This window comes from Pseudomonas khavaziana (assembly GCF_036704165.1).
In the GTDB taxonomy this organism is placed as follows: domain Bacteria; phylum Pseudomonadota; class Gammaproteobacteria; order Pseudomonadales; family Pseudomonadaceae; genus Aquipseudomonas; species Aquipseudomonas khavaziana.
On the sequence record NZ_CP129946.1, the window covers coordinates 3365409 to 3388363 of the forward strand.

The 22955-nt window shown below is 60.6% G+C and carries 23 protein-coding genes; 13 read left to right on the forward strand and 10 right to left on the reverse strand.

Features of this window, described 5'->3' with window-relative positions:
* Nucleotides 1–10: 10 nt before the first annotated feature.
* Both QYQ93_RS14725 and QYQ93_RS14730 read right to left on the reverse strand, forming a co-directional pair.
* A complete protein-coding gene (locus tag QYQ93_RS14725) occupies nucleotides 11–1744 on the reverse strand; it encodes a hydrogenase maturation protein (RefSeq protein ID WP_338474891.1) in 1734 nt (577 codons plus the stop codon).
* Nucleotides 1745–1854: 110 nt separating this feature from the next.
* The gene (locus QYQ93_RS14730) at nucleotides 1855–2766 is read right to left on the reverse strand and encodes a LysR family transcriptional regulator (RefSeq protein ID WP_338474892.1); all 912 of its coding nucleotides are present in this window, start codon (nucleotides 2764–2766) and stop codon (nucleotides 1855–1857) included.
* 141 nt (nucleotides 2767–2907) lie between these two features.
* Between QYQ93_RS14730 and QYQ93_RS14735 the strand changes: the two genes are divergently transcribed.
* On the forward strand, nucleotides 2908–4113 hold the full coding sequence (locus tag QYQ93_RS14735) for an MFS transporter (RefSeq protein ID WP_338474894.1): 1206 nt from the start codon (nucleotides 2908–2910) through the stop codon (nucleotides 4111–4113).
* A gap of 5 nt (nucleotides 4114–4118) precedes the next feature.
* On the opposite strand, the gene QYQ93_RS14740 is transcribed toward QYQ93_RS14735, so the two are convergent.
* Complete coding sequence (locus tag QYQ93_RS14740) at nucleotides 4119–5501, reverse strand: DUF6687 family protein (RefSeq protein WP_338474895.1); 1383 nt, start codon at nucleotides 5499–5501, stop codon at nucleotides 4119–4121.
* Nucleotides 5491–6912, reverse strand: a complete 1422-nt coding sequence (locus tag QYQ93_RS14745; protein WP_338474896.1) for an MFS transporter — start codon at nucleotides 6910–6912, stop codon at nucleotides 5491–5493. The genes QYQ93_RS14740 and QYQ93_RS14745 overlap by 11 nt, the downstream gene beginning before the upstream one ends.
* Before the next feature lie 198 nt (nucleotides 6913–7110).
* Here QYQ93_RS14745 and QYQ93_RS14750 point away from each other — a divergent pair, with 198 nt between their 5' ends.
* The gene (locus tag QYQ93_RS14750) at nucleotides 7111–7764 is read left to right on the forward strand and encodes a metalloregulator ArsR/SmtB family transcription factor (protein WP_338474897.1); all 654 of its coding nucleotides are present in this window, start codon (nucleotides 7111–7113) and stop codon (nucleotides 7762–7764) included.
* Between the two features lie 55 nt (nucleotides 7765–7819).
* Nucleotides 7820–8722, forward strand: a complete 903-nt coding sequence (locus QYQ93_RS14755; protein ID WP_338474898.1) for a LysR family transcriptional regulator — start codon at nucleotides 7820–7822, stop codon at nucleotides 8720–8722.
* 1 nt (nucleotide 8723) lies between these two features.
* Here QYQ93_RS14755 and QYQ93_RS14760 read toward each other — a convergent pair whose 3' ends face one another.
* Nucleotides 8724–9656 carry a cupin gene (locus QYQ93_RS14760; RefSeq protein WP_338474899.1) on the reverse strand — a complete coding sequence of 311 codons (933 nt, stop codon included), beginning with the start codon at nucleotides 9654–9656 and terminating at the stop codon, nucleotides 8724–8726.
* A gap of 192 nt (nucleotides 9657–9848) precedes the next feature.
* Between QYQ93_RS14760 and QYQ93_RS14765 the strand changes: the two genes are divergently transcribed.
* Together QYQ93_RS14765 and QYQ93_RS14770 are read left to right on the forward strand one after the other, a co-directional pair.
* Nucleotides 9849–10301, forward strand: a complete 453-nt coding sequence (locus QYQ93_RS14765) for a short chain dehydrogenase (RefSeq protein WP_338474900.1) — start codon at nucleotides 9849–9851, stop codon at nucleotides 10299–10301.
* Nucleotides 10302–10359: 58 nt separating this feature from the next.
* A complete protein-coding gene (locus tag QYQ93_RS14770; protein ID WP_338474901.1) occupies nucleotides 10360–10641 on the forward strand; it encodes a hypothetical protein in 282 nt (93 codons plus the stop codon).
* A gap of 56 nt (nucleotides 10642–10697) precedes the next feature.
* Here QYQ93_RS14770 and QYQ93_RS14775 read toward each other — a convergent pair whose 3' ends face one another.
* Both QYQ93_RS14775 and QYQ93_RS14780 read right to left on the reverse strand, forming a co-directional pair.
* A complete protein-coding gene (locus QYQ93_RS14775; protein WP_338474902.1) occupies nucleotides 10698–12491 on the reverse strand; it encodes a thiamine pyrophosphate-requiring protein in 1794 nt (597 codons plus the stop codon).
* 128 nt (nucleotides 12492–12619) lie between these two features.
* Entirely contained in the window at nucleotides 12620–12841 is a 222-nt protein-coding gene (locus tag QYQ93_RS14780) for a PLDc N-terminal domain-containing protein (protein WP_043050188.1), read from the reverse strand.
* Between the two features lie 304 nt (nucleotides 12842–13145).
* Between QYQ93_RS14780 and QYQ93_RS14785 the strand changes: the two genes are divergently transcribed.
* From QYQ93_RS14785 to QYQ93_RS14795, 3 genes are all read left to right on the forward strand, one after another.
* Nucleotides 13146–13322 (forward strand): general stress protein, encoded by a 177-nt coding sequence (locus tag QYQ93_RS14785; RefSeq protein ID WP_043050189.1) that lies wholly within the window; start codon nucleotides 13146–13148, stop codon nucleotides 13320–13322.
* A 60-nt stretch (nucleotides 13323–13382) separates the two neighbouring features.
* Nucleotides 13383–13571 carry a hypothetical protein gene (locus tag QYQ93_RS14790; protein ID WP_338474903.1) on the forward strand — a complete coding sequence of 63 codons (189 nt, stop codon included), beginning with the start codon at nucleotides 13383–13385 and terminating at the stop codon, nucleotides 13569–13571.
* 109 nt (nucleotides 13572–13680) lie between these two features.
* Entirely contained in the window at nucleotides 13681–14232 is a 552-nt protein-coding gene (locus QYQ93_RS14795; RefSeq protein ID WP_043050190.1) for an ATP-dependent Clp protease proteolytic subunit, read from the forward strand.
* On the opposite strand, the gene QYQ93_RS14800 is transcribed toward QYQ93_RS14795, so the two are convergent.
* Both QYQ93_RS14800 and QYQ93_RS14805 read right to left on the reverse strand, forming a co-directional pair.
* Nucleotides 14229–15566 carry an LLM class flavin-dependent oxidoreductase gene (locus tag QYQ93_RS14800; RefSeq protein ID WP_338474904.1) on the reverse strand — a complete coding sequence of 446 codons (1338 nt, stop codon included), beginning with the start codon at nucleotides 15564–15566 and terminating at the stop codon, nucleotides 14229–14231. The genes QYQ93_RS14795 and QYQ93_RS14800 overlap by 4 nt on opposite strands.
* Nucleotides 15563–16546 carry an ABC transporter substrate-binding protein gene (locus QYQ93_RS14805; protein ID WP_338474905.1) on the reverse strand — a complete coding sequence of 328 codons (984 nt, stop codon included), beginning with the start codon at nucleotides 16544–16546 and terminating at the stop codon, nucleotides 15563–15565. Before QYQ93_RS14805 ends, QYQ93_RS14800 begins: the two co-directional genes overlap by 4 nt.
* A gap of 328 nt (nucleotides 16547–16874) precedes the next feature.
* Between QYQ93_RS14805 and QYQ93_RS14810 the strand changes: the two genes are divergently transcribed.
* Nucleotides 16875–17744, forward strand: a complete 870-nt coding sequence (locus QYQ93_RS14810; protein WP_034119553.1) for an isocitrate lyase/PEP mutase family protein — start codon at nucleotides 16875–16877, stop codon at nucleotides 17742–17744.
* A gap of 23 nt (nucleotides 17745–17767) precedes the next feature.
* Here QYQ93_RS14810 and QYQ93_RS14815 read toward each other — a convergent pair whose 3' ends face one another.
* On the reverse strand, nucleotides 17768–18244 hold the full coding sequence (locus QYQ93_RS14815) for a winged helix-turn-helix transcriptional regulator (protein ID WP_043050193.1): 477 nt from the start codon (nucleotides 18242–18244) through the stop codon (nucleotides 17768–17770).
* Nucleotides 18245–18351: 107 nt separating this feature from the next.
* Here QYQ93_RS14815 and fabF point away from each other — a divergent pair, with 107 nt between their 5' ends.
* The 4 genes from fabF (at nucleotide 18352) to QYQ93_RS14835 (ending at nucleotide 22819) form a co-directional block, all read left to right on the forward strand.
* Nucleotides 18352–19620: a beta-ketoacyl-ACP synthase II gene (gene fabF, locus QYQ93_RS14820; protein WP_338474906.1), complete on the forward strand. Its 1269-nt coding sequence runs from the start codon at nucleotides 18352–18354 to the stop codon at nucleotides 19618–19620.
* 71 nt (nucleotides 19621–19691) lie between these two features.
* On the forward strand, nucleotides 19692–20072 hold the full coding sequence (locus tag QYQ93_RS14825) for a RidA family protein (protein WP_043050195.1): 381 nt from the start codon (nucleotides 19692–19694) through the stop codon (nucleotides 20070–20072).
* 724 nt (nucleotides 20073–20796) lie between these two features.
* A complete protein-coding gene (locus tag QYQ93_RS14830; protein WP_338474907.1) occupies nucleotides 20797–21690 on the forward strand; it encodes a bestrophin family protein in 894 nt (297 codons plus the stop codon).
* 70 nt (nucleotides 21691–21760) lie between these two features.
* Nucleotides 21761–22819 (forward strand): tetratricopeptide repeat protein, encoded by a 1059-nt coding sequence (locus QYQ93_RS14835; protein WP_338474908.1) that lies wholly within the window; start codon nucleotides 21761–21763, stop codon nucleotides 22817–22819.
* Nucleotides 22820–22955: the final 136 nt, after the last annotated feature.

Here is a 22955-nt window from a genome sequence, read left to right on the forward strand (position 1 = left end):
GATTTCGCTCTTAAGCGCTTTCCCGGTTCTGTTGTACTGTCGGATGTGGGCTCAACGCCCAAGCCGCCATCAACCGCTGCGGACTCTGGCAAGTTTTACGCTTGAGCACAAAACCCTGGCACTTTTGCGCAAACTGTTGACGGTTCTGCACCATATCCAACTGCATCTGTGCCAGTTCCTGTTCGCGGCAGCGTTCAACCTGCTGAATATCCATCGCGGCTTTACGTGCGCGTGCGTGAAGGTATTTCTCATCGCTCAACGCACTGCTGGCCTGCTGCATGAGCCACAGGCCGAATGCGTCTGGGCAACGCGGCCCGATGCCTTGGATCATTGCGTATTGCTTGGCTTGGAGGGCACTGATGGGCAGGCATTCTTCGGTGAGTTTATGCGCGATTTCACTGCCGACGGCCCGTGGCAGGCTGTAGGTCCAATATTCGGAGCCATAAAGCCCCATGGTTTGGTAATGCGGGTTGAGCACGACACCCTCACGGGCCAATACAACATCAGCGGCCAGCGCCAGCATCACGCCGCCTGCGCCAGCGCTGCCGGTCAGGCCGCTGATTACCAGTTGCCTGGCTGTTAGAAGCTCCAGGCACACATCGTCGATGGCCTGGATGTTGGCCCAGGCTTCCAGCCCCGGCACCTTGGCGGCCTGGATGACGTTGAGATGAACGCCATTGGAAAAACTGCCGCGCCCGCCCTTGATCAGCAACACCTGGGTATCTCGCGCCTTGGCCCAGCGCAATGCAGCCACCAGGCGCTGGCATTGCTCGGTGCTCATGGCGCCGTTATAGAACTCGAATGTCAGTTCGCCGACGTGCCCGACTTCGCGGTAGCGAATCGGTTGATAGACCAGCGTATTAAACGCTTGGTGGGCGATGGAGCTATCGAGCACCGGCACGCCGGCCAACTGCTCAGCCAGGACCTGCCGTGCCGGCAGCTTGAAGGTCTCCTCCCCTGGCTGGGCTTTGCGTTTGAGCGAGCCGATCCATAGGCTGCGGTCGCCGGCCGCCACCAGCACGGCGTCGTCCTGTACCGCGAGGATTGCTCCCGGCGTACCCTGGCGTGAATCCAGGTGTGCGTCGTACAGGTAATACTGCCCGCCCTCTAGGCTTGCAAGCACGCCGGGCTGGCCATCGGCGGCGTCGATGCTACGTTTGATGAAGCTTGCGCAATCGAACCAACTGAAGGTTCGGTCGGCCTGGGTCATGTTTGGCTGCAAACGCCCGATGACGTTGGGTTGTGTGTAGTCGAGCGGCACCGGGACGAAGCCGTTGGCAAACTTTTGCACCACATCGCGGATGCACACCATCGCGGCGTCACTCACCGGGCCGTTGTACAACTCGGATTTGCGCACATCAGTGGGCATGTCGAATTCGCAGGTGGACCAGATCGGCCCGGCATCCATCTCCTCCACCGCTTGCAGGGCTGTGACACCCCAGCGGCTGAGCTGCCCGGTGATGGCCCAATCCAGTGCACTGGCGCCACGGTCGCCGACAATGCCCGGGTGGATGATCACTACCGGGCGCTGCACATCGCTCCACAGCTGCCGTGGCACACGGTCCTTGAGAAAGGGACAGATCACCAGGTCGGCGCCTGAGTCCTCGACGTGCCGGCACACCGAGGCTTCATCGGTGAACACCACCACGCTGGGGTCGTGACCTGCCTGGCGCAAGTCCAGCCAGGCGCGCTGGGTCAAACCGTTGAACGCCGATGATAACAAGAGGATCTTCAATGATCGCATGGCTGACTCTTCCTTGAGAATGCGCGGCCAGAGACACTCCTTGAGCCGTCCCTGGCCTTTGATGGAATCACAAGATTATAGCGCTCGCCGGTACGGTCACCTGATCAGGATCAATCTTGCGTGCCCAGCCCGGCGATCAACGCATCGAGCACCACGCGAACCTTGGGCTGCGCCTGGCGGCTCTTGACCCAGGCCAGGTTGATCTCAAACCCTGCTGTCGCCAATTGCGGCAAGACCTGGACCAATGTCCCGTCGTGCAACTGTTGCTTGGCCAGCCACGTCGGCAACTGGACGATACCGCAGCCAGCCAACGCGGCCATCAGCAGCCCTTCACCATTGCCCACCACCCACTGCGGCGCAGCATGCTTGTGCAGCGTCATACCCTGTTCGCCGGTGTAGCGCCACGGGCTGATACGCCCATCCACCCAGCCATAGGCGATGCACTGATGGTGTGCGAGGTCGTGCTCCGACACCGGTGTGCCATGCCGGGCCAGGTACGCCGGGGCGGCGCACAAGACATGCCATTCATGGGCGAGCACCTTGTGCCCTAGCGTCTGCGGCCACTCATTAGCATTGCCGATGCGCACGACGATGTCGGCGCCTTCCCGGAACGGGTCGACCAGGCCATCACAGAAGGTCAGGTGCGGCACCAGCAGCGGATGCGCCTGCATCCATGGAACAAGGAATGGCAGCACCTGGGTGCGACCGAATGTGCCTGGCAGGTCAATGCGCACTCGTCCACGCGGCTCGGTATTTTCCGCTTGCAGGGACAGCTCGGCTTCTTCCAGGTCAGCCAGCACCCCGGTGCAGGTACGCAGAAACGCCGTGCCCGCATCGGTCAATGCCAATACACGCGTCGTACGCTGGAACAGTCGGGCGCCCAGGCGCTTTTCCAGCCTGGCAATGGATTTACTCACGGCAGACGCGGTCAGGGCCATGTTTTCGGCAGCCGCGGTGAAACTGCCGCATTGCGCAACGCAGACAAACACGTCAATGCCCTTCAAACGTTCGGAGGCAAACATAGACGGTCCTTATTCATGAATTCAATTCCTGAGTCGTTGTAAAAAGCATCCTAAATCAGAATTCATGGCACCAGTAAACTATGTCTATCCATACAAGCGGCCCATGGCGCTTGCACTTGGTCAATGGACGATGAGGCTCGAATGCTCGCCACGCTTAAAACCTACCCCGCTACCCTCAACCTGCTGCTGTGCGCTTCATTGGTACTGACCCTCGCCCGGGCAGTCACCCTGCCCTATCTGGTGATCTACTTGTCGGGCAACTTTGACCTGGGCATTGCCGACATCGGCCTGGTCATCGGCAGCACGCTGATCATCGGCTCGTTACTGAGCCTGTATGGCGGATTCCTGGTGGATCGCGTACGCAGTTACCCGCTGATTCTCACCTGCTGCGCAGTATTCACCCTGGCTTTTCTTGGCGCGTACGGCGCGTCCCAGCTGTGGCTGTTCTACCTGTGCCTGGTATTGGTCAACCTGGCGTATGCGGTGATTGATATCGCGGTCAAGTCCGGATTCGGCAGCCTGCTCCCCGTCGATCAGCGCAGCGAAGCGTTTTCGATCAAGTACACCCTGACCAATATCGGCTATGCCGTCGGGCCATTTCTCGGCGCTGGGGTGGCCAGCCTGGACACCAGCCTGCCGTTCCTGCTGTCGGCGGGGCTTGGGGCCGGCTACTGGCTGATCTACTGCGTAGGGGGCGACAAAAACCTGGCGACTGTGGAAACGGGCCAACCAGCCACGCCATTCCTGGCGGTCGGCAAGGTATTGCTGCGTGATTACCGCCTGGTGTGCTTTACGCTGGGTGGTTTATTGAGTGCGGTGGTGTTCGGCCAGTTCACCGCTTACCTCTCGCAGTATCTGGTGGTGACCACCACGCCCGAGACCACCTACCGGATCATCAGCACCGTGGTGGCGACCAACGCCTTGATGGTGATCAGCCTGCAATACAGCCTCGGCAAGCGCATCTCCCGTCGGCACCTGAACGCCTGGCTGGCGGCAGGGCTGAGCCTGTTTATCGTTGGGTTGGGCGGCTTTGCCCTGTCGACCACGCTGGTGGTGTGGGTGATTGCCATGGCGATCTTCACCCTCGGTGAAATCATCGTCTTCCCAGCCGAATACATGTTCATCGACAGCATTGCGCCGAACCACCTGCGGGGCATGTATTACGCGGCGCAGAACCTGGGCAACATCGGCGCCGCGCTCGGGCCGGTGCTATGCGGTCTCGTGCTGGCGACGCAACCGGCGCAGTATATTTTCTACATGCTGATGCTGTTCATCGTCGCCGGTGGGTTGTTCTACTGGCTGGGCGGTCGCATTGCCAGTGATAGGAACCTTGAACCGCTCAAGTGAGGCGCTCAACCTGCCCCGCTCGCCGAACCTGAGCGCGATCCGCGCCAGGCCACGGGTGCAACGGCCAGGAACTGCCTCAGCTCCATCAGTAACATCTCGCTCGAGTACCGCGTAGCGCCTGAGTTGGCGCATTTCAACGCCGGCATGATGTTTTCCACGCCGCCGTAGTGCCAGGTACAGCCTTCTCGTTCATCCTGCTGAAGGGCCCGGGTAAAGATCGACAGATCCCGACGTGGCCGAGGAATTCCTGAAATACGCTCCACCCAGCTCTCGTAACGCTGCCTGACTTCCAGTGCCGCACCGTGGACAATCGCCACGACACCACAGCGTGTCCGGTTGTGAAAGGCGATGTTCGACAAGCCGAAATAAGGCTGCTGATGGTTCAAATGATCCGAAACGAGCGCAGCTGGCAGATGGAACACCGCCAGATCGACATCCTTGTATTCCACCAGCCGCGTTTCGGGATGGCTCAACAAGCGCTCACTGCGCGCCAGGTGATGCATGCCTTCGACATAGCAATGGGCGTACTGTCCGGGATGCTCCAAAACGTGGCCCACCTTCGGCAACACAGCTCGGTAGGTCTGCAGCAAGGCCGTATCGGCATCGAGAACGCCCGGCCGTTTCGCTTGGGCCGCCAATGAATTGAGGGTAAAGGCCACTCTCAACGCTTGGGGCAACGTTCCCCTAGAGAAGTCGCCAAGCCTGGCCACATCAATCAACAAGTCCTGGTGCCGCAGTGCGCTGGCAGGCGACAGAAACGCATAAATCGAAGCCAGCCCATCCAAGTCGAAATGATCGCTGGTGACAATCCTTGCCTCACCCACGGGATTGCCTTCGCGCAGGTAACGGAATGCGCTTTGCGTCGACAGGTTGGCTTTATAACGCTGCGGTGTGTGGTTCGATGGCCAATGTGAAAGGATCAGTAAGGTGGCGGCGTTTTCAATGGAGTCCAGCGAGATGTTGGGCACCTGTGCGGTATGCCCCAGCGGTAGATAGCGGAACGGACTGTCCGGGTCGATACCACCGATGGCGTGTTCAATGCCAGCTACCGGATCAGCCAGCTTACGAGCGGGTATGGCCAAGCGACCGAAGCCTGCCTTGATCGGTCCACGTACCAGCTCTCCACTGGTGCCGAGGGCATAGCGCAAGCGAGAGAGATTTTCTCGACGGATATCGCTCGGGTCGTCATTATTCAAGATCGTCCCACTGCCCCCGATGGCGCTGGGCAAATCAATGAAGTGGTTGTTGACGATGCCGATGGCCCGCCCACCCAGTACCCGGGTTTCAAGGCTGGACAGCTGTGCGGCGATATCCGCATCGGCCACTAACTCAGATGAACACAAGCGGTTCATGCTCGAACTCCCTTCGAAGAAATAATCACGCTGCATCCAGCGCTGCGCGCTCGGCTTTGCTTCGTATAACCGGCCGGACGCTGATGAATATGAGCAGCGACAGCGCGGCGTACACCCCAAAGAGCCAGGCTGCGGCACTCGATGCACCCGTCACGCCCCCGGGTGAAGAGAAGCCGCCAAGGTTGACGATCATGCCGGCCAATGCGGCCCCGATCGCCGTAGCGATCAGTTGAACCGTGGTGATCGAAGCGCCCGCCAACTCCTTTTCATCCTCGGCCACGCTTTCCAGCACCCGTGTGAGCAGATGCGGCCATGCCAGGCCGATCCCGGCGCCGACCGCCAGCATTCCCGCACACACGCCTGCCACATTGAGCAGTGATGGATCGAACCGTGGTACGAATACCAACGCCAATACCAACCCGGCAACAATGAAAAACGGCGCGATGCCAATGGCACGCAGCGCGGTAGTGGATTTCAGCCCGGAACTGTAAAGCGCCCCCAAGGTCCAGCCCGCCGCCATCAAGGCACTGATATAGCCCGCCAGCAACGGTGTCTGCAGGTGCAAGACTTGCAGGAAATACGGCACAAAGACTTCGCTGGTCATGCCGATCACCATCAGGCTCATGGACACGTAAAGCGGCAGTAACGCACCGCGGGCAGCCAGGCCGCCCTTGGGCATCAAGCGCCAGGTCGAGCGGACCTCTACGCGATAAACCATATAGAGCAGCAAGAAACCCACGGCCAGGCCGAGCACGCTGTAGATCGCCTCAGGCTTGATACTGCCGACCGAAATGGCCAACACCACGGCGCTCAGAAGCACCAGTTGCGCCCACGGCACCCCTACAGGCCGGGACGTATCCGTGCTTTTCTTCGGTAGCAGCGCCCAGGCCAGCACCATGAACAACGCGGTGACCGGAATCAGGGCCCAGAATGCGGCACGCCAGGCATCGTACTCGGCGAATACCCCGCCCACCGCAGGCCCGATCAGCGTTGCAGCACCCCACATGCCTGAGATCAGCGCCATCGCCCGTGGCCACAAAGGCTCGGCGAAAACCAGGCGAATCATTGCGTAAGGCAGCGCGAACAGTAGCCCCCCGCCCAGGCCTTGAATAGTGCGGCCAAGAATCATGACCGCCATATCCGGCGCCAGGCTGCACACCCCGCTGCCAATGGCAAAGATTACCCCGGCCCAGGCATACGCGGCCCTGGCGCCCAGGGCCGTGAGGCACTTGGTGGACAGCACCGAGCCAATGATCGAGGCGAACACAAACAAGGTCGTGTTCCAGGCGTAGTAGTCCAGCCCACCGATATCGGCTACCACTGACGGCAGTATGGTTGTCACCAGATAGACGTTGATGGCGTGAAGTGCGACGCCTCCCGCCAACGCCGCAGAGCGTAATCCGTTCTTCCCAAGGAGTAGCGCTGACCAACCTGTAGTAGATGTCATCCTGATATCCAAGTCTGATTAACCTGGGATCACTGTATTACAAAAGATAAACCTTGTGTAATTAGCCTGCCTTTTTTAAGTGATTTTCCTGACCGTCAAAACTGACTATGCTGGCAGGCCCTCGCCCTTATGCAATGGGGTACTCCACAGTCGACGGACGCCAGTGATGCCTTCATTTCCCATGGTTACGCGCAACCTATGACCACCAGAGCTAACGACGACACCCAGGCCTCCACAGCCGATCGCATCCTGTTCATGCTCAAGACCCGTGGCCCCTTGAAGACCACTGAACTGGCGACCCTGCTTGAAGTGACCTTCGAAGCCACCCGGCAGCACATTCAGAAATTGCAGGCGTCAGCGTTGATCACCGGCATTTCCGCGCCGACCAGCGGCGCCGGCCGGCCGTCCCTGAGATGGGCGCTGACGGATTCCGGCCACGGCAAGTTTCCGGACGCCCACAGCGTGTTGACCCTGCACCTGATCGAATCCATCGAAGGGGTTTTCGGCACCGAGGGGGTCGAGAAGATAATCGCCAGCATGGAAACGACCAATCGACGCGAATACCTCCAGGCCTGCGAGAAAGCCTCATCCCTGGAAGAAAAGGTACGCATCCTGGTGGGCATCCGTGAACGTGCCGGTTACATGGCGCAAATGGAGGCGGCGGGCGACGGCTGGCTGCTGATCGAAAACCACTGCCCGATCTGCGCAGCGGCCCGCAAATGCCAGGGTTTCTGCCGGTCGGAACTGCAGATATTCCGCGCGGCCCTTGGCGACAGCGTCGTGGTCGAGCGTTGTGAATACCTGATTTCCGGGGATCGGCGTTGCGTCTACAGTATTCAGCCACGCATGTGAGCCGCCCTCCCCCCGTCGCCCTTTAATTGCGCCATGCTCGACAACGAGGCTGCCCTTGGACTATTTCGCCGCTCTCACCGCCTTCGTCGAAGCCGCCGAAGGCAATAACTTCTCCCGCGCCGCCGAGCGCCTGGGCATCAAGGCGTCTACGGTGTCGCGCTACGTGAAGGATCTTGAGCAAGACCTGGGCATCGCGTTGTTCAACCGTTCCACACGCACGCTGCACCTGACGGAAGGTGGCCAGACCTTCCTGATGCACGCTCGCAGGGTGCTGGATGAGCTGGAACACGCCAAGGCCGCCACCTCGGCGTTGAACCAGCAACCCCGAGGCTTGTTGAAACTCAACCTGCCGCCGGCATTTGCCCGGCATCACATCCTCCCGGCCTTGAGCGATTTTCGCGTGCGCTACCCGCAAATCAGCGTGGAGCTGGTGCTGGATAACGCCCAGGTCAACCTGATCCATGCCGGCGTCGACCTCGCCATTCGCATTGGCGCGCTGGCCGATTCCACGCTCAAGGCCCGTAAACTCAGCGACGGCCGGTACTTTGTGGTGGCCAGTCCGGCGTTCGCGATGCAGTACCCGCCCCCGTCAACGCCCACCGACCTGGCCGGTTTGCCTGCCGTGGTGGGTACGACTTCCAGCGCTATCACCTTTGTGAACGGCGACCTGGCGTTACCATTGGTGCATGACGCCTGTATTCGCATCAACGACCTCGACGCGCAGTTGATCGCTGCGCGCCAAGGACTGGGTTTTGCGCTGCTGCCGGATTGGCTGGTGGCCCGCAGCATCGACACCGGCGAGCTTGTGGTGTGGTTGCCGCAGTGGCGCGTTCGCGATGTCGAGCGGGTGTTTGCCGTGTGGTTTGTCTACCCGCCCAAGCGCATCGTGTCGTCCAAGGTCAGGTGTTTTATCGACTTCATCGTTGAGCGACTGGGCCAGGCACCTGACTGGAAATGACTCAACTGAAACGAATATCCAGCGAGCGCAGGTAGGTTTGCAGCCCGGCATCCTGGATCGGGATCAGGAACGCCTCGGTGTCTGATTCATTGAAGTGCGCGTGCCAGTACCCAGGCGGTGTGACAAACGCCAGGCCTGGCGACCAATCCACCCGCTGCGGGTTGCGGATCTGCCCATCCGCATCCAGCTCGGTGCCTACCAGCGAGTAGCACCCCACCGGGCAATCAATGATGAAGTCCAGCGCAATCGACTGATGCCGATGGGGTTTCTGCACCGAACCCGCCGGCAGGATCCCGTACATCGCCCACAACACATGGGTCACCGTGCGCGTCTGCGGGAAGTGGCGATTGCCCAGCAGAATGCTGATGCGGCTGCGGTCCTGGGCACGGGGATCATCCGCCGCTTCACGCAGTTTTGCGTTGGCCAGTTCCGCGGGGTACAGCGTCGGCGTAAAACGATCTGCGCTGCGTGTCACCCCCAGGTAACGCAATAATGGTTCATCGTGCACATAGTAAAGACGCGCATCCCGGCTTGCGCGAAAGTGCGCCGCCTGCAAGCCGGGCAAGGCGATAAAGCAGCCTTTGGACCATTGAATCTCATACGCCCCCTGGACCACGCTGCCCTCCCCGGCAATCACGTAGAACACCTGGGAGGTCGCATTCGGTTGCAGGCTGAGGGTGTCGCCCCGATTAAGGCGCATGAAGTTCGCGCACAGCCCGGGCCCGGTTGCCGGCCCTTCACAGCCCAGGGCGTCGCTGAGGTCCAGCGGTATCAACCGCGAGGGGCCGCTGGCATACAGCGAGGCAGGAAAGCTGTGGTAGGGAATCCGCGGGATGAGATTGGCGCTGATGGGGTTGGCCGCCTTGCTGTATTCGAAGTACTCGGCGTCCACTTGGTTCATGTCGCTTGGTGCGGGTTGCAATTCACGGTTCATCAGGCTCACCTCGGTCTGCGCTAGTGAGGGAACTATAGGCATGGCGGCTCAGCGGATTAACCCCTGGCGCTGCACAGCAGTTGTGCAAGATGGGAACGCTGGCAAGCGTTGTAGTGCCTTTCGGTCATTTGGATTGAACGATCATTTACCCAACCTCCTCTATCGCAGGACATGTAAATGGAGGAAGTCATCATGATCGACTCAGCAACCGGAATGAGACCCGGCCAGCGCTACACCGTGCAAAACCTGGAGCGCACGAAGAATTTCGGTGGATTCTTCCTGGATGGAAAGTACTACCTCGGTCCCGAGCTGATGACTGCGGTGGGATGGCTGGAAGGCCAGAAGTTCCTGTATGACGAACTGGATGCCAACGGCGAGCCGGTGTTTCCCGATCGGGTCGCCGGCACTATCGAAGACTTGACCCTGGTGTTGAACGATGGCGCACGCCTGAAACTGCAGGAAATGCAGGTCGACGCCCCCACCCAGGCGCTTGAATCCGCACCGGCCAGTCAACGCCGGGAAGCGACCGGCAGGCGAAAAACCAGTCAGCCACCCTACTTACTGATTGCAACAGGCGCTGCCTTGCTGGTCGCCGGCATTGCGATTGCGCGTGCCTGTCGGATGAGCATTCAACGCCGCAGATAACTGCCTGCGCCCCCGCACGCTTACTACGCCCGCACTCTTAATACGAAGGTACGCAAGTATGTCTTACGACTATGAAGGTTCTGCAAGTGTTATCACCGCATCGCGCCATCTAGGCACCGGCTCAGATGAATGCCTGAATGACTCGGTAGACATCCACATGAGCAGCAGCGGTAAACCCACCGTGGTGCACTTGGCATTCGATACCCCGCTTGAGTGGCCAGGCCACCCGAACTTCGTGACGGTCAATTTGCCCGACGGCGCCTCTGTGAGCGGGGTGATTGTTGAAATTCAAAGACCCACCGATGGGCCGGGCTGGGTCACGTTCACTGTGGACGATTAAAACCGCTGCTGGCGGCCCTGATCTTACAGGGCCGTCGCTCATGCGGCCTGGCCCGTCTATTTCTTCGCGCCCCCCGGCAATACGCTGGCCAGCACCTGCTTGGCGGTTTGCACGATTACCCCGGCCTCCTGCGGATCCCCCTGAAGCAATGTGGAGGCAAATTTCTTCGCCTGCTCCAGCTTGATATGCGGCGGTAGTGGCGGCACGTTGGGGTCGGTCTTGAATTCGATCAGCACCGGGATATCCGATGCCAGCGCCTGTTCCCACGCCGCGGCGACGTCGTCTTCATGCTCGACGAAGATGCCTTTGAGCCCCAGGGAAATGGCGAACAGGTGGTACGGCACATCGGGAATATTCTGCGAGGCTTCGAACTTCGGATCGCCTTCCATGACCCGCTGCTCCCAGGTGACCTGGTTGAGGTCTTCGTTATTGAACACGGCGCAGATCCACTTCGGGTTTTGCCACTGTCGCCAATACTTGGCCACAGTGATCAACTCGGCCAGATTGTTCATCTGCATCGCCCCATCCCCCACCAGAGCCACGACGGTGCGTTGTGGATGGGCAAATTTTGCCGCGATGGCGTAGGGCACGGCGGCACCCATGGACGCCAGGCCGCCGGACAGCGAGCATTGCATGCCGCGGCGGATCTTCAGGTCGCGGGCGTACCAGTTGGCGCAGGAGCCGGAGTCACAGGTGATGATCGCGTGGTCCGGCAGGCGTGGCGACAGTTCATGCACGACGCGCTGCGGGTTGATCGGCTTGGCCTTGGCCAGGGCGCGTTTTTCCAGGGTCTTTTCCCAACTGTCACGCCAGCCTTCGACCTGCTTGCGCCACTTGCGCTGGCTCTTGCGTTCCAGCAACGGCAGCAATGCCGCCAGGGTTTCCTTAGCGTCACCCACCAGGTTGACTTCCATGGGGTAGCGCAGGCTCAGCATGTCCGGTTGCAGGTCGATCTGCACACCACGGGCCTGGCCTTCCTTGGGCAGGAATTCAGAATAGGGAAACCCCGAACCGATCATCAACAAGGTGTCGCATTCGGTCATCAGCTTGTAGCTGGGCTCGGTGCCGAGCAGGCCAATGCTACCGGTGACCCACGGCAAGTCGTCAGGCAGCACGGCCTTGCCGAGCAGGGCTTTGGCGGCTCCGGCGCCCAGCGCCTCGGCAATGGCGATGACTTCATCGGTGGCTCCCAAGGCACCGGCGCCAACCAGGATGGCGACCTTTTCGCCGCCGTTCAGCACCTCGGCGGCGCGCTCCAGGTCATTGGCATAGGGCAGTACCCTGGGCTTGGCGTAGCCGACGCCGGAATGCGCAGTGCCATGGGCTCGGGCTGGCGCTTCGTAAGGCTGCTCCTGTAGATCGTTGGGCAGGATGATCGCGGTGACCCTGCGCTCGCCCACAGCGGTGCGCACCGCGCGGTCCACTAGATGGCGCACCTGCGCCGGGACCGAGGCCTGTTGCACAAAAGCCCCGGCGACATCCTTGAACATCGAGAGCAGGTCCAGTTCCTGCTGGTAATGACTGCCCAGTGCGGCCCTGGCCTGCTGCCCAACAATAGCCAGCACCGGCATGTGGTCCATACGCGCGTCATACAGGCCGGTGAGTAAATGCGCAGCGCCCGGGCCGGAGGTGGCGATGCACACCCCCAGTTCACCGGTGAACTTGGCATGGGCCGAGGCCATGAAAGCGGCCATTTCCTCATGGCGCGCCTGGACGAATTCGATCTTGCCCTTGGCCCGATTCAAGGCGCCGAACACGCCGTTGATACCGTCGCCGGGGTAACCGAAAATACGCGTTACGCCCCACTCGCTGAGCCGTTCAACCAGAAAGTCGCTTACTGTCATTGTCATCGGATGGTTTTCTCCTTTATTTCAGAGAATAGAAGTCCCTGCCGTCGTGCATAGTCTTGCGAGGGCACGCTGCCAGGGTTAGTTCAGCTTCATTTGCGCACATTCGGATCAGCGCGCCTTTACCGCTTTCACCCCTTGCTGTGTTCCGGCGACGACGGGCCTTTGGTTACGCCACGGGGGCCGGCCACGCTCCATATCACCGCACCGACAAATGGCAGCACCACCACGAGCGCAGTCCATCCGGCCTTGGTGCCCGAGGTTTTGTCGCTGCGCCATACGCTGTTGATGATCCACAGGTCGAGTAATACGAGGATGACTGCCAGGCCTATCCAGAAATACGTGGTTTGCATGCTGCACCTCCAGGTCAGTGATGCAAGTTAGGTCAAGGGCGAGTGCGAGAGGTTCAATATAAAGGCAACTAAGCGAAGCGGCCGTTGAGCCTATAGGCTCAGTTTCGGCGCGCTTGAATGGATCGCAAAAGTTATACGAAGCGGCACGAATTAGCGCTGACTTGTACAAGTTTTTGCACTGCACTACCATTCATCGCCGCGCCGAAAAATTTTCAAAACGTTTTCGCGGTCGCTCTTCTCGAAGTAAATGCCCGCTGCATCAATGGGCAACTAGCGAAACGACACTTACTTTTGGAGAGCGATCATGACCACAAGTAATAAAAACCCTGGAAACTTCGCCAACGATCAACAAAAAGCTTCCGAGGCAGGTAGGAAAGGTGGCCAGGCATCTGGCGGTAACTTTGCCAACGACCGTGAGAAGGCGTCGGAAGCCGGCCGTAAAGGTGGGCAACAGAGCCATGGCGGCGGCCGCAAGTCGTAATTGACGCGACGGTGGGGGGCGGCAGTGCCGCCCCTTCTTTTCGACAGCAAGGAGTTGAACATGCAAGCGCCAGTTGATGTGCAGCCTGACGACTTATCTCGTGAGGCTATTATGGAAGGACGAACCGAACCGAAAACGGCAGTGCGTTCGAACCCGCACTCATGTTATGAACATTCGCAGGTTGCCAAACAGGCTGAAATTACTGTTGGTACTGAGCGTGCGCTACCTTTATGCGAAAAGCGCTTATAACCACCGCTCATAAAAGCGGCAGATTGTAATTAGTCTGAGCAAGACTGCAAAACAGACTTTAACTTGATAGTTAATGCGGTTAATGCAGGATTCATTTGCGAGGGACGACATGCCTCTACACGCTATCAACTTCACCGGCCCGATCAATGCATCGACCTGTAGCCAACTCATCGAAAAGGCCACGGTTGCCGTACAGCAGGGTGCCAGCTGCCTGGTGCTGAATATTGCGACCATGGGCGGAGAGTGCAGCTACGGTTTTACGATGTACAACTTTCTGCTGGCCCTGCCGATTCCCGTGCATACCCACAACCTGGGCACGGTGGAGTCGATGGGCAACATTATTTTCCTGGCCGGTGAGCGCAGGACTGCCTGCGCCCATAGCAAATTCCTGTTTCATCCGTTTCATTGGCACCTGCAAGGCGCCGTAGACCATTCGCGCATGTCGGAGTACACCATGAGTCTGGACTACGACCTGCATCTGTACGCACGCATCGTGGCCGAACGTACCCACGATGCCATCGAACAACTGGAAACCGAAAAGTACCTGATCGCTGCGCCGCGCATCTTCGATCCGCACCAGGCCATGGCCTGCGGCCTGATCCATGGCATTGAGCCGACGCTCATCAAGGCAGAATTCGTCACCAGCTTCATTCACTCCTAGCGCGCCTGAACCCGGCCCGGCGTACAGGTTGGAATCGACAAACCCAGGCTCTCACGCAACGTCGAGCCTTCATACGCCGTGCGGTAGACACCGCGCTCCTGCAGCAACGGAATGACTTCCCGGGTAAATCGATCAAACTGCCCAGGGTGCCCGATATAGATATTGAACCCATCCACAGCCCGCGCTTGCAGCCAGCCAGCCATCTTCTCTGCGACTGTGGCCGCGCTGCCAACGAAGGCACCCGGGCGCAGTTGCCGGCCAAACTCGACGGCTTGGCGCAGGGAAAAACCTTCGTCCCGGGCGTGATCAGCGATGCGCTTGGCCGCAGTGAAAAAACTGCTGCGCGCCGCCTCCAGGCTCTCTTGAGGGAATGGCGCATCCAGGTCGTACTGGCTGAAATCATGCCAGCCGAAGTTACGTCCGAATTCCTTGAGTGCCAGCTCAAAACTATGGTCGAGCTGATGGTAGTGCTGCTCGATTTCCCTGGCGTGCACATCGGTATCGCCCACGTAGATTTCTGCCCCGGGCATGATCAATATCTGCTCCGGATCGCGCCCCCGTTGCAGCGCCCTGCCCTTGATATCCCGGTAAAACGCCTGGCCCTGCTCGATGCTGGCCGCATGGGTGAAAATCACATCCGCCGTGGCGGCGCCCAGGTCACGGCCGGGCTCTGAGTCACCGGCCTGGAAGATCACCGGCTGGCCCTGGGGTGAGCGTTGGATATTCAGCGGCCCAACCACGGAGAAATGTTCGCCCTGATGATTCAGGCTGTGCAGCTTGCTCGGATCAAGAAACTGGCCGGTAGCCCGGTTGCGCACAAAGGCATCTTCCTCATAGGAGTTCCACAAGCCCTGCACCACTTGCACATGTTCAGCGGCGCGGCCATAGCGCGTGGCATAGTCATAATGTTCGTCGCGGCTGTAATTGCCCGCAGTGCCGGCATCGCCGCTGGTCACCACGTTCCAGCCGGCGCGGCCTTTGCTGATCAGGTCCAGGGACGCCAGGCGCCGGGCGACGTTATAGGGTGAGTTGTAGGAGGTGGTCAGCGTACCGACCAGGCCAATATGCCGGGTGCTCACCGCCAGTGCCGATAACAGCGTCAGCGGTTCCAGGCGATTGAGGTAATGGGACGGCGAGCCCTCGGTGATGAACTGGCTGTCGACGATAAACATCAAATCGAACAGCGCTGCCTCGGCCTGGCGCGCAATCTCGATGTACCAGTCGACGTTGACGCTGGCATCGGCTGGCAATTGCGGGTCAAGCCACAGGTTATGCCGGCCCGGCCCACCGCAACCCATGGTCAGGGCGCCGAGTTTGAGCTGTCTTTGAGTCATTGTGCAGGGGCTCCTTGAAGCGTCCGGGGCTGGGCTTCGGCCACGGCGGGCTGCAAGGACGCCGTGAATGAAGGATCGAACAAGGTGGCGGCCGGGTAGGACTTGACCAGGCCCTGGCTCGCAAAAAACTCCACGGTCTTTTGCGCTTCCACAGGCGTCTGGGCCGTCAATGGCTCGACGGTGGTGCGCGCACGGGCAAACCAGGCGCGGGCGATGTCGGCGTCAGCACGGGTGCGCTTGGCCCAGGCGTCGGCATACGCATTGGCGTTGGCCGGGTTCTGCCGGGCCCAGTCACGGGCTTTTTTCAGGCGCTGGAGAAAATCGCTGATGGGCCCACGCTTGGCCTCGACGGCACCGGCATTGGCGGCAATGAAGCTTTGGGCGGGAATCAACCCCTCAGCGGTCGCCAGTACCCGCGCACCCTGGCGCTCCTGTTGCGTGACGTAGGGTTCCCAGGTGGCGATGACGTCAACAGCACCGCCTTCCAGTGCATGGGAGGCGTCCAACGCACTGAGGTAGCGAAACTCCAGGGAGTCCCGCGCAACCCCGGCTTTATCCAGGGCGGTCAGCAACAGTTGTTGGCTCCAGGAGCCTTTCCAGATCGCTGCGCGTTTACCAGCAAGATCGGCCAGGCTGTGGATCGACGATTCCTTTTTCACCAGGATCGCCACGCCCTCGAGGTTCTGTCGGCTGACCGCGATCACCTTGATCGGCGCACCCAATGCGCCCAGGAACAATACCGGCGCATCCCCCAGCAGGCCTATATCCAGGCTGCCGACGTTGAGCGCCTCGGCCACCGGGGAGCCGGCGGTGAATTGCTTCCAATCCAGCGTGTAGGGCAGATCATCCAGCACCCCCGCTGCTTCCATCACGGCCTGGGCGTTGTAGCTCTGGTCGCCGACGACCAGGGTTTGTGCTTGTGCCGTCAGGCACAGCAAGGCGGCGGTGAACCCCGCCGCCAGTGTTGTCAGGTAACGCACGTTCGTCTCCAGATGCCCGGTCAGGGCATTTCAAGTCGATCCGCGCGCGCGGTCTCGGCAATGGTTGTCAGGTCGATACGATGAGGTTCCATTGATCAGATGTAAAATACCTATAATGCATAACGTAATTCTACAATAATGCAGGTATTGCATCTAATCGATCTTGTGGCCGGGTTCTTCATCCTCACCCCTTTAACCGCCCCGTCATGGGCTTGCTACGCGAGCCATGCTCAAACGTCATAATCCTGCGGGCGTCTGCGTGGTAATCTCACGCCACCACGAATAGACATTGATCGTCACTTGACGATGACCAAAGCCAGGAAAGAACATGCCCAAGATTTCTCACTCAGCGCTACGCCGCAACTTCCGTGACCTGCTTGCAACCCCCATCTGCGTTGAAACCGCTTCCGTATTCGACCCCATGTCTGCCCGCATCGCGGCCGACCTGGGTTTTGAAGTCGGGATCCTGGGTGGCTCGGTCGCCTCCCTGCAGGTACTGGCGGCCCCCGATTTTGCGTTGATTACCCTGAGTGAGTTCGTTGAGCAGGCCACCCGCATCGGCCGTGTCGCCCAGTTGCCGTTCATTGCCGACGCCGACCATGGCTACGGCAATGCCCTGAATGTGATGCGCACCGTCGAAGAGCTGGAGCGTGCCGGCGTCGCGGCGCTGACCATTGAAGACACCCTGCTGCCTGCACAATTCGGGCGCAAATCCACAGATCTCATTTCGGTGGAGGAAGGCATCGGCAAGGTCAAGGCCGCCCTTGAAGCGCGGGTTGACCCTGAGCTGTCGATCATTGCCCGCACCAACGCAGGTGTGCTGCCCACCGCAGACGTGATTGCGCGCACCAAGGCCTATGAAAAGGCCGGTGCCGATGGGATTTGCATGGTCGGGGTCAAAGACTTCGAGCACCTGGAGCAGATCGCAGAGAACCTCACCGTGCCGCTGATGCTGGTGACCTACGGCAACCCGCAACTGCACGACAGCGAGCGCCTGGCCAGCCTGGGCGTACGCATCGTGGTGGCCGGGCATGGCGCCTACTTCGCCGCGATCAAAGCCACCTACGACAGCCTGCGTGCGCAGCGCCAGCTGACCCACAGCACTTCGAACCTCAGTGCAACGGAACTGACCCACACCTACACCTTGCCCGAAAGCTATGTGGCGTGGGCCGAAGAGTTCATGGACGTTAAAGAGTAATTACCGCAGCGGTACTGCCTCAATCAGTCAGGGGCCAGCCGCTTGCGCATGCCTGCGCTGGCGGCCGGACCGGCCTGTACAAGGCACTGGTCCAGCGGCACCACCGCGCCCTCTGCCGTTGCCATCATCGGCTGCACCGGACGGCCGGTCTCGCGCTCCACCACCTCGACACTGGCGCCCTCTTCGGCGTAGTGCCGGTTGCCCCACGCCACTAATGACATCAGCACCATACGGAAGTCTTCACCCTTGGCCGTCGGCACATATTCGTAGCGTGGCGGCCGCTCACTGTAGGGGCGGCGCTCCAGCATCCCCGCCTCGACCAAGCCATTGAGGCGGCGCGTCAGCATGTTGGGCGCGATACCGAGGCTGCGCGAGAACTCATCGAAACGCCGCAAACCGTGCAACGCGTCGCGCATGATCAAGATGCTCCACCACTCCCCTACCCGCTCAAGGCTGCGGGCGATCGGGCATTCGTCACTGATGAGGGATTTGCGCTGCATAAGAAGTCCTGGGTGCAAGTACACACTTGTGTGGCGCCATGTTACTTTCATGATGATAGTGACGTCCATACGCTAGGTATCCCTCAAGCAACAGGAGTCGATTGATCATGAGTAAACGTATCGTCGTGACGGGCATGGGCGCGCTGACGCCACTGGGGTCGAGCGTGGAATCCACGTGGCAACGCTTGCTGGACGGACAGTCGGGCATCCGTCGTTTGCCGCAGGCATTGGTCGGTGATTTGGCGATCAGTATCGGCGGCCAGGTGCAAAACATGGAGCAAGACCCCGAAGCCGGATTTGACCCTGATCGACTGTTGGCCGCCAAGGAACAGCGCAAGATGGATCGTTTTATCCTGTTCGCCCTGGCGGCGGCGGATGAAGCCTTGAAGCAAGCCGATTGGGCACCGAAAACGCCCGAGCAGCAGGAACGCACCGCAACCATCATCGCTTCCGGTGTCGGTGGTTTCCCGGCGATAGCCGACGCGGTGCGCACCACAGACAGCAAAGGCCCGCGTCGGTTGTCGCCATTCACCATTCCGTCGTTTTTAAGCAACATGGCCGCCGGGCACGTGTCGATCAACTACGGTCTGAAGGGCCCCCTGGGCGCGCCGGTAACTGCGTGTGCGGCCGGCGTCCAGGCCATCGGTGACGCAGCGCGCATGATCCGCGCCGGGGAAATCGATGTGGCGGTCTGCGGCGGTGCCGAAGCGGCGATTCATCGGGTCAGCCTTGCCGGCTTTGCCGCGGCACGGGCGTTGTCCAGCGCGTTCAATGACGCGCCGGAGCATGCTTCACGGCCCTTTGACCAGGCACGCGATGGTTTCGTGATGGGCGAAGGCGCCGGCATCCTGGTGATCGAGGAACTGCAACATGCACTGGCCCGCGGTGCGCAGCCGATTGCCGAGCTGGTGGGATATGGCACCAGTGCCGACGCCTATCACATGACAGCCGGGCCCGAAGATGGTGATGGCGCGCGGCGGGCGATGACGCAGGCGTTGCGCCAGGCAGGCATCGACGCGTCGCAGGTGCAGTACTTGAACGCCCACGCGACCTCCACGCCGGTAGGTGACAAAGGCGAACTGGCGGCGATCAAGACAGTCTTCGGTACCGGCAGCGGGCCGGCCATCAGCTCGACCAAATCCGCCACCGGCCACTTGCTCGGCGCGGCCGGGGGTATCGAAGCGGTGTTCACGGTGCTGGCCCTGCGTGACCAGATTGCACCGATGACGCTCAACCTCGAAAACCCGGACGCCCTCGCCGACGGCCTGGACATGGTGCGCGTTGCGGCGCGGCCGATGCCGATTGAATATGCGCTGTCCAATGGCTTCGGCTTTGGCGGTGTGAACGCCAGTGTGCTGTTCCGACGTTGGACATGATCAGGGGTTTGCCCCTGGGGTAAATTTCGCGGACCATGGCGCCTTTGTGTTCCTGCCAACAAGAGGTGCCCATGGCCAACCACGACCTGTCCTACACCCCCGACCCGGATGCCGATTCAATTTCCTCCGACGTAATCGGTTTCAACGGCATTCTAGTCTCCACCCAAGTGCCAACCCGCGCCGACGGCAGCCTGGAACTGGGCGATATCACCCTGCAAAGCGAGTGCACCCTGCAAGCCTTGAAAGTCGCGCTGGAAAAAGCCGGCAGCTCCATGGACCGGGTCATGCACCTGACCATCTACCTCACCGACATGGCCGACCGTGCGGCGTTCAACGAAGTCTACAAGCGCTTTTTCGCCAAGCCATGGCCGGTACGCGCTGCGGTGGGCGTTGCTGCGCTGGCTGTGGAAGGCATGCGTGTTGAAGTGACGGCGATGGCGGCCAAGGCCTGACAGCCACCGAGTATTTGCCTGATGCGCCGCGAACCAAATGTGGGAGGGGCTTGCTCCCGATGGCGGTGGGTATCTACGCAACTGTGTAGTAGCCGACGGTAACCACGATGCGCAGCGAGCCGCTCTTGATCTTGATCTGCTTTTGATCTCAGGCGCCCCGTTAAACCACGCTGGCCGGAATTCGACAGGGATTTGGGGGGTAAACCGGCAGGGATGCCGGTTTAGCCGCCCCGCGCCATGGATGGCGCGTGGCGGCGGCCCCCCAAATCACTGGCGGATTACGGGCACACCGAGCCGAAGCGAGGTGCCGAGTGGTGGGGCAAGAGCCCTTTGGTTACTTTGGGGCTCTTTTCCAAAGTGACCCGCCGTCAGGGCGGAACCAATAGCCGCCGTTACCGCAGCAATGGATATGTACTCGGTATGATCCAACATCCTGGTCGGCCCTGAGGCCGCCATCGGGAGCAAGCCCCCTCCCACAGGTACAGCGCCATACCAGAAATTGCGTAGATACCTATAGCCATTGGGGCAAGCTTCCTCCCACATGTTTACCGAGTGCAGTCAATCAGTCCGCCCCGAAATCAAGTTCCCTCGTCGCAAACTCAGGGGCACGCCAGAGCTGCCCTCCCCCTGATCGATGCCAATGATCAGGCGGTTGACCCAAGTGATTGGACGCTCTGCCCGCCAGCTTCTAACCTGACGGCCTGCACCATCGAAGAAGCCTGCCATGATCGTTCGTCCCAAGCCCAACCTCCTGGGTATCCTGTTTTCCCTCAAGGGCTCGATTGCCAAGCGCATTGCCTGGCGCAGCCTGATGGTCACGCTGCTCGCCTCAGTGATCGTGCTGGTGGAAACCCTGCACCCGGCGTACTTTTCCAAGGTCAATGCCACCCCTTTCACCCTGCTGGGTTTGTCGTTGTCGATCTTCATGAGCTTTCGCAACAATGCCTGTTACGACCGCTGGTGGGAGGGCCGCAAACAATTGGGGCAAATGATCATTGAGGTGCGCTCGCTGATCCGCGAAACCCAGGTGCTGGGCGACGCCGTCGAGCGTGCCGGCGTGTTGCGCGGCCTGTGCGGTTTTGCCCACGGCTTGATCGCCCATTTGCGCCATGAAGATGAAACCCGCGCGATAGTGCCCTGGATTGCAGTGCAAGCCAGTCACCCCAACCTGCCTGACAGTGTTCTGCAAACACTCGGTGCGCGGTTTTCCGTACTGGCCTGCCAGGGTGTGATCAGCGAGTGGCGCTACACCCAGCTGGAAGCCCGGCTGGTCAGCCTGAGCCGGGTGCAGGCGTCGTGCGAGCGTATCAAGACCACACCGCTGCCCTTCCCCTACACCCTGCTGCTGCACCGTACGATCTACCTGTTCTGCATCCTGCTGCCGTTCGCCATGGCCGAGCCGCTGGGCTGGTTGACGCCGGTGTTCACCGCTATCGTCAGCTACACCTTCTTTGGCCTGGATGCGATCGGCGACGAATTGGAGGACCCGTTCGGCTTCGACGAAAACGACCTGCCGTGCGACGCCATCCTGCGTACCCTGGAGCGCGAGATCCTCGCGGCCCTTGGCGAAGACGACCTGCCCCCTGCCCTTGAGCCGCTGGATTACGTGCTGACCTGACGCCGGTTTGACACCCGCCTTGCACTGACCGAAGCTTGGGGCTTTGCTGCTCGATCTTTCGGACACCCGCATGTCAAAGTCACGCCGTTATTCCATCATCGGCCTGTGTGCCCTGTCGCTGATCGTACTGGTCAGCTGGTTTTTTTCCCGCACCGCACCGGTCGCCGTGGCACCGGCCATTGCCCATGGTTACTCCAAGGCATTGAAGCAGGCACACAACGGTGAACCGGGCGCGGCGCGGGTGCTGTATCAACAGCTGGGGCGCCCGGATCTGTCGCCTGAACGCCGCGCCGCCTTGCATGCCGAGCTGCCCAATTACCCCAGCCCTCAAGCCCTTAAGCTGGCGGATAAAGACCTGGCCAATGAGTCGCCTCTGGTGCGCGAGGCGGCGATTCACAGCATCGTCGGCCTGGTGCCCAGCGGCCAGCGCACCTTGCTGCTTGGCCCGGTCCTGGATGATCCCGAACAGCCAGTGCGCTTTGCCGCCGCCAATGCCCTGCTCGGCCTGTCGCCAGACACCCTGGGCTTGTATTTCGGCCCGCTGCAGCAGGTGCTCGATGAATTCGTGAAAACCCTCAAGGCCCAGCCCGAGACCGCCGAAGGCTGGATTCAACTGGCGCGCCTGTACATCCACAGCGCCCTGTTGCCGCAGGCAGAAAACGCCCTGGAGCAGGCCATGCGTTTGCAGCCGGATAACTTGCAGGCGGTCGTGTCGCAGATCGAACTGCTGGACAAGCAAGGCAAGAGCGACGAGTCGCGCCAGCTGTTGGCGCGGCAATTGGCGGCGCATCCGGAGTCGGCTTACCTGCAGCATGCCCTGGGCATGTGGCTGCTGCACCATGGCGAGCGCCCGTATGCGCTGCTCGGCCTGTCCAAGGCGGTAGAGCTTGAGCCGGACAATCAGGATTACCGCTACGACCTGGCCACTACCCTGCATGCCCAAGAGGAAGTCGAGGCTGCCCAACGTCAATTGGAGGAAATCGTCCAGCGCCATCCGGCCAACCGTAAGGCCCGCGTGCTGTTGGTCAACTACTGGAAAGAAACCGGGCAACTGCAGAACGTCCAGGTACTGCTCGCGCAACTGGAGCAGCAGAACCCGGACGACCCGGCGCTGCAACAAGGCCTTTAGGCGCGAGCTTGCTCGTGCCGTACCGGGGGCCTGGTGCAATTTTTACGAAACGTTGAACCGCCACTGGCCACTACGGTCAAGTAAATATGGCGCGTCCCTCTCGGCGCGCCCCTCTACTTGTACGTGACCCGAGGGC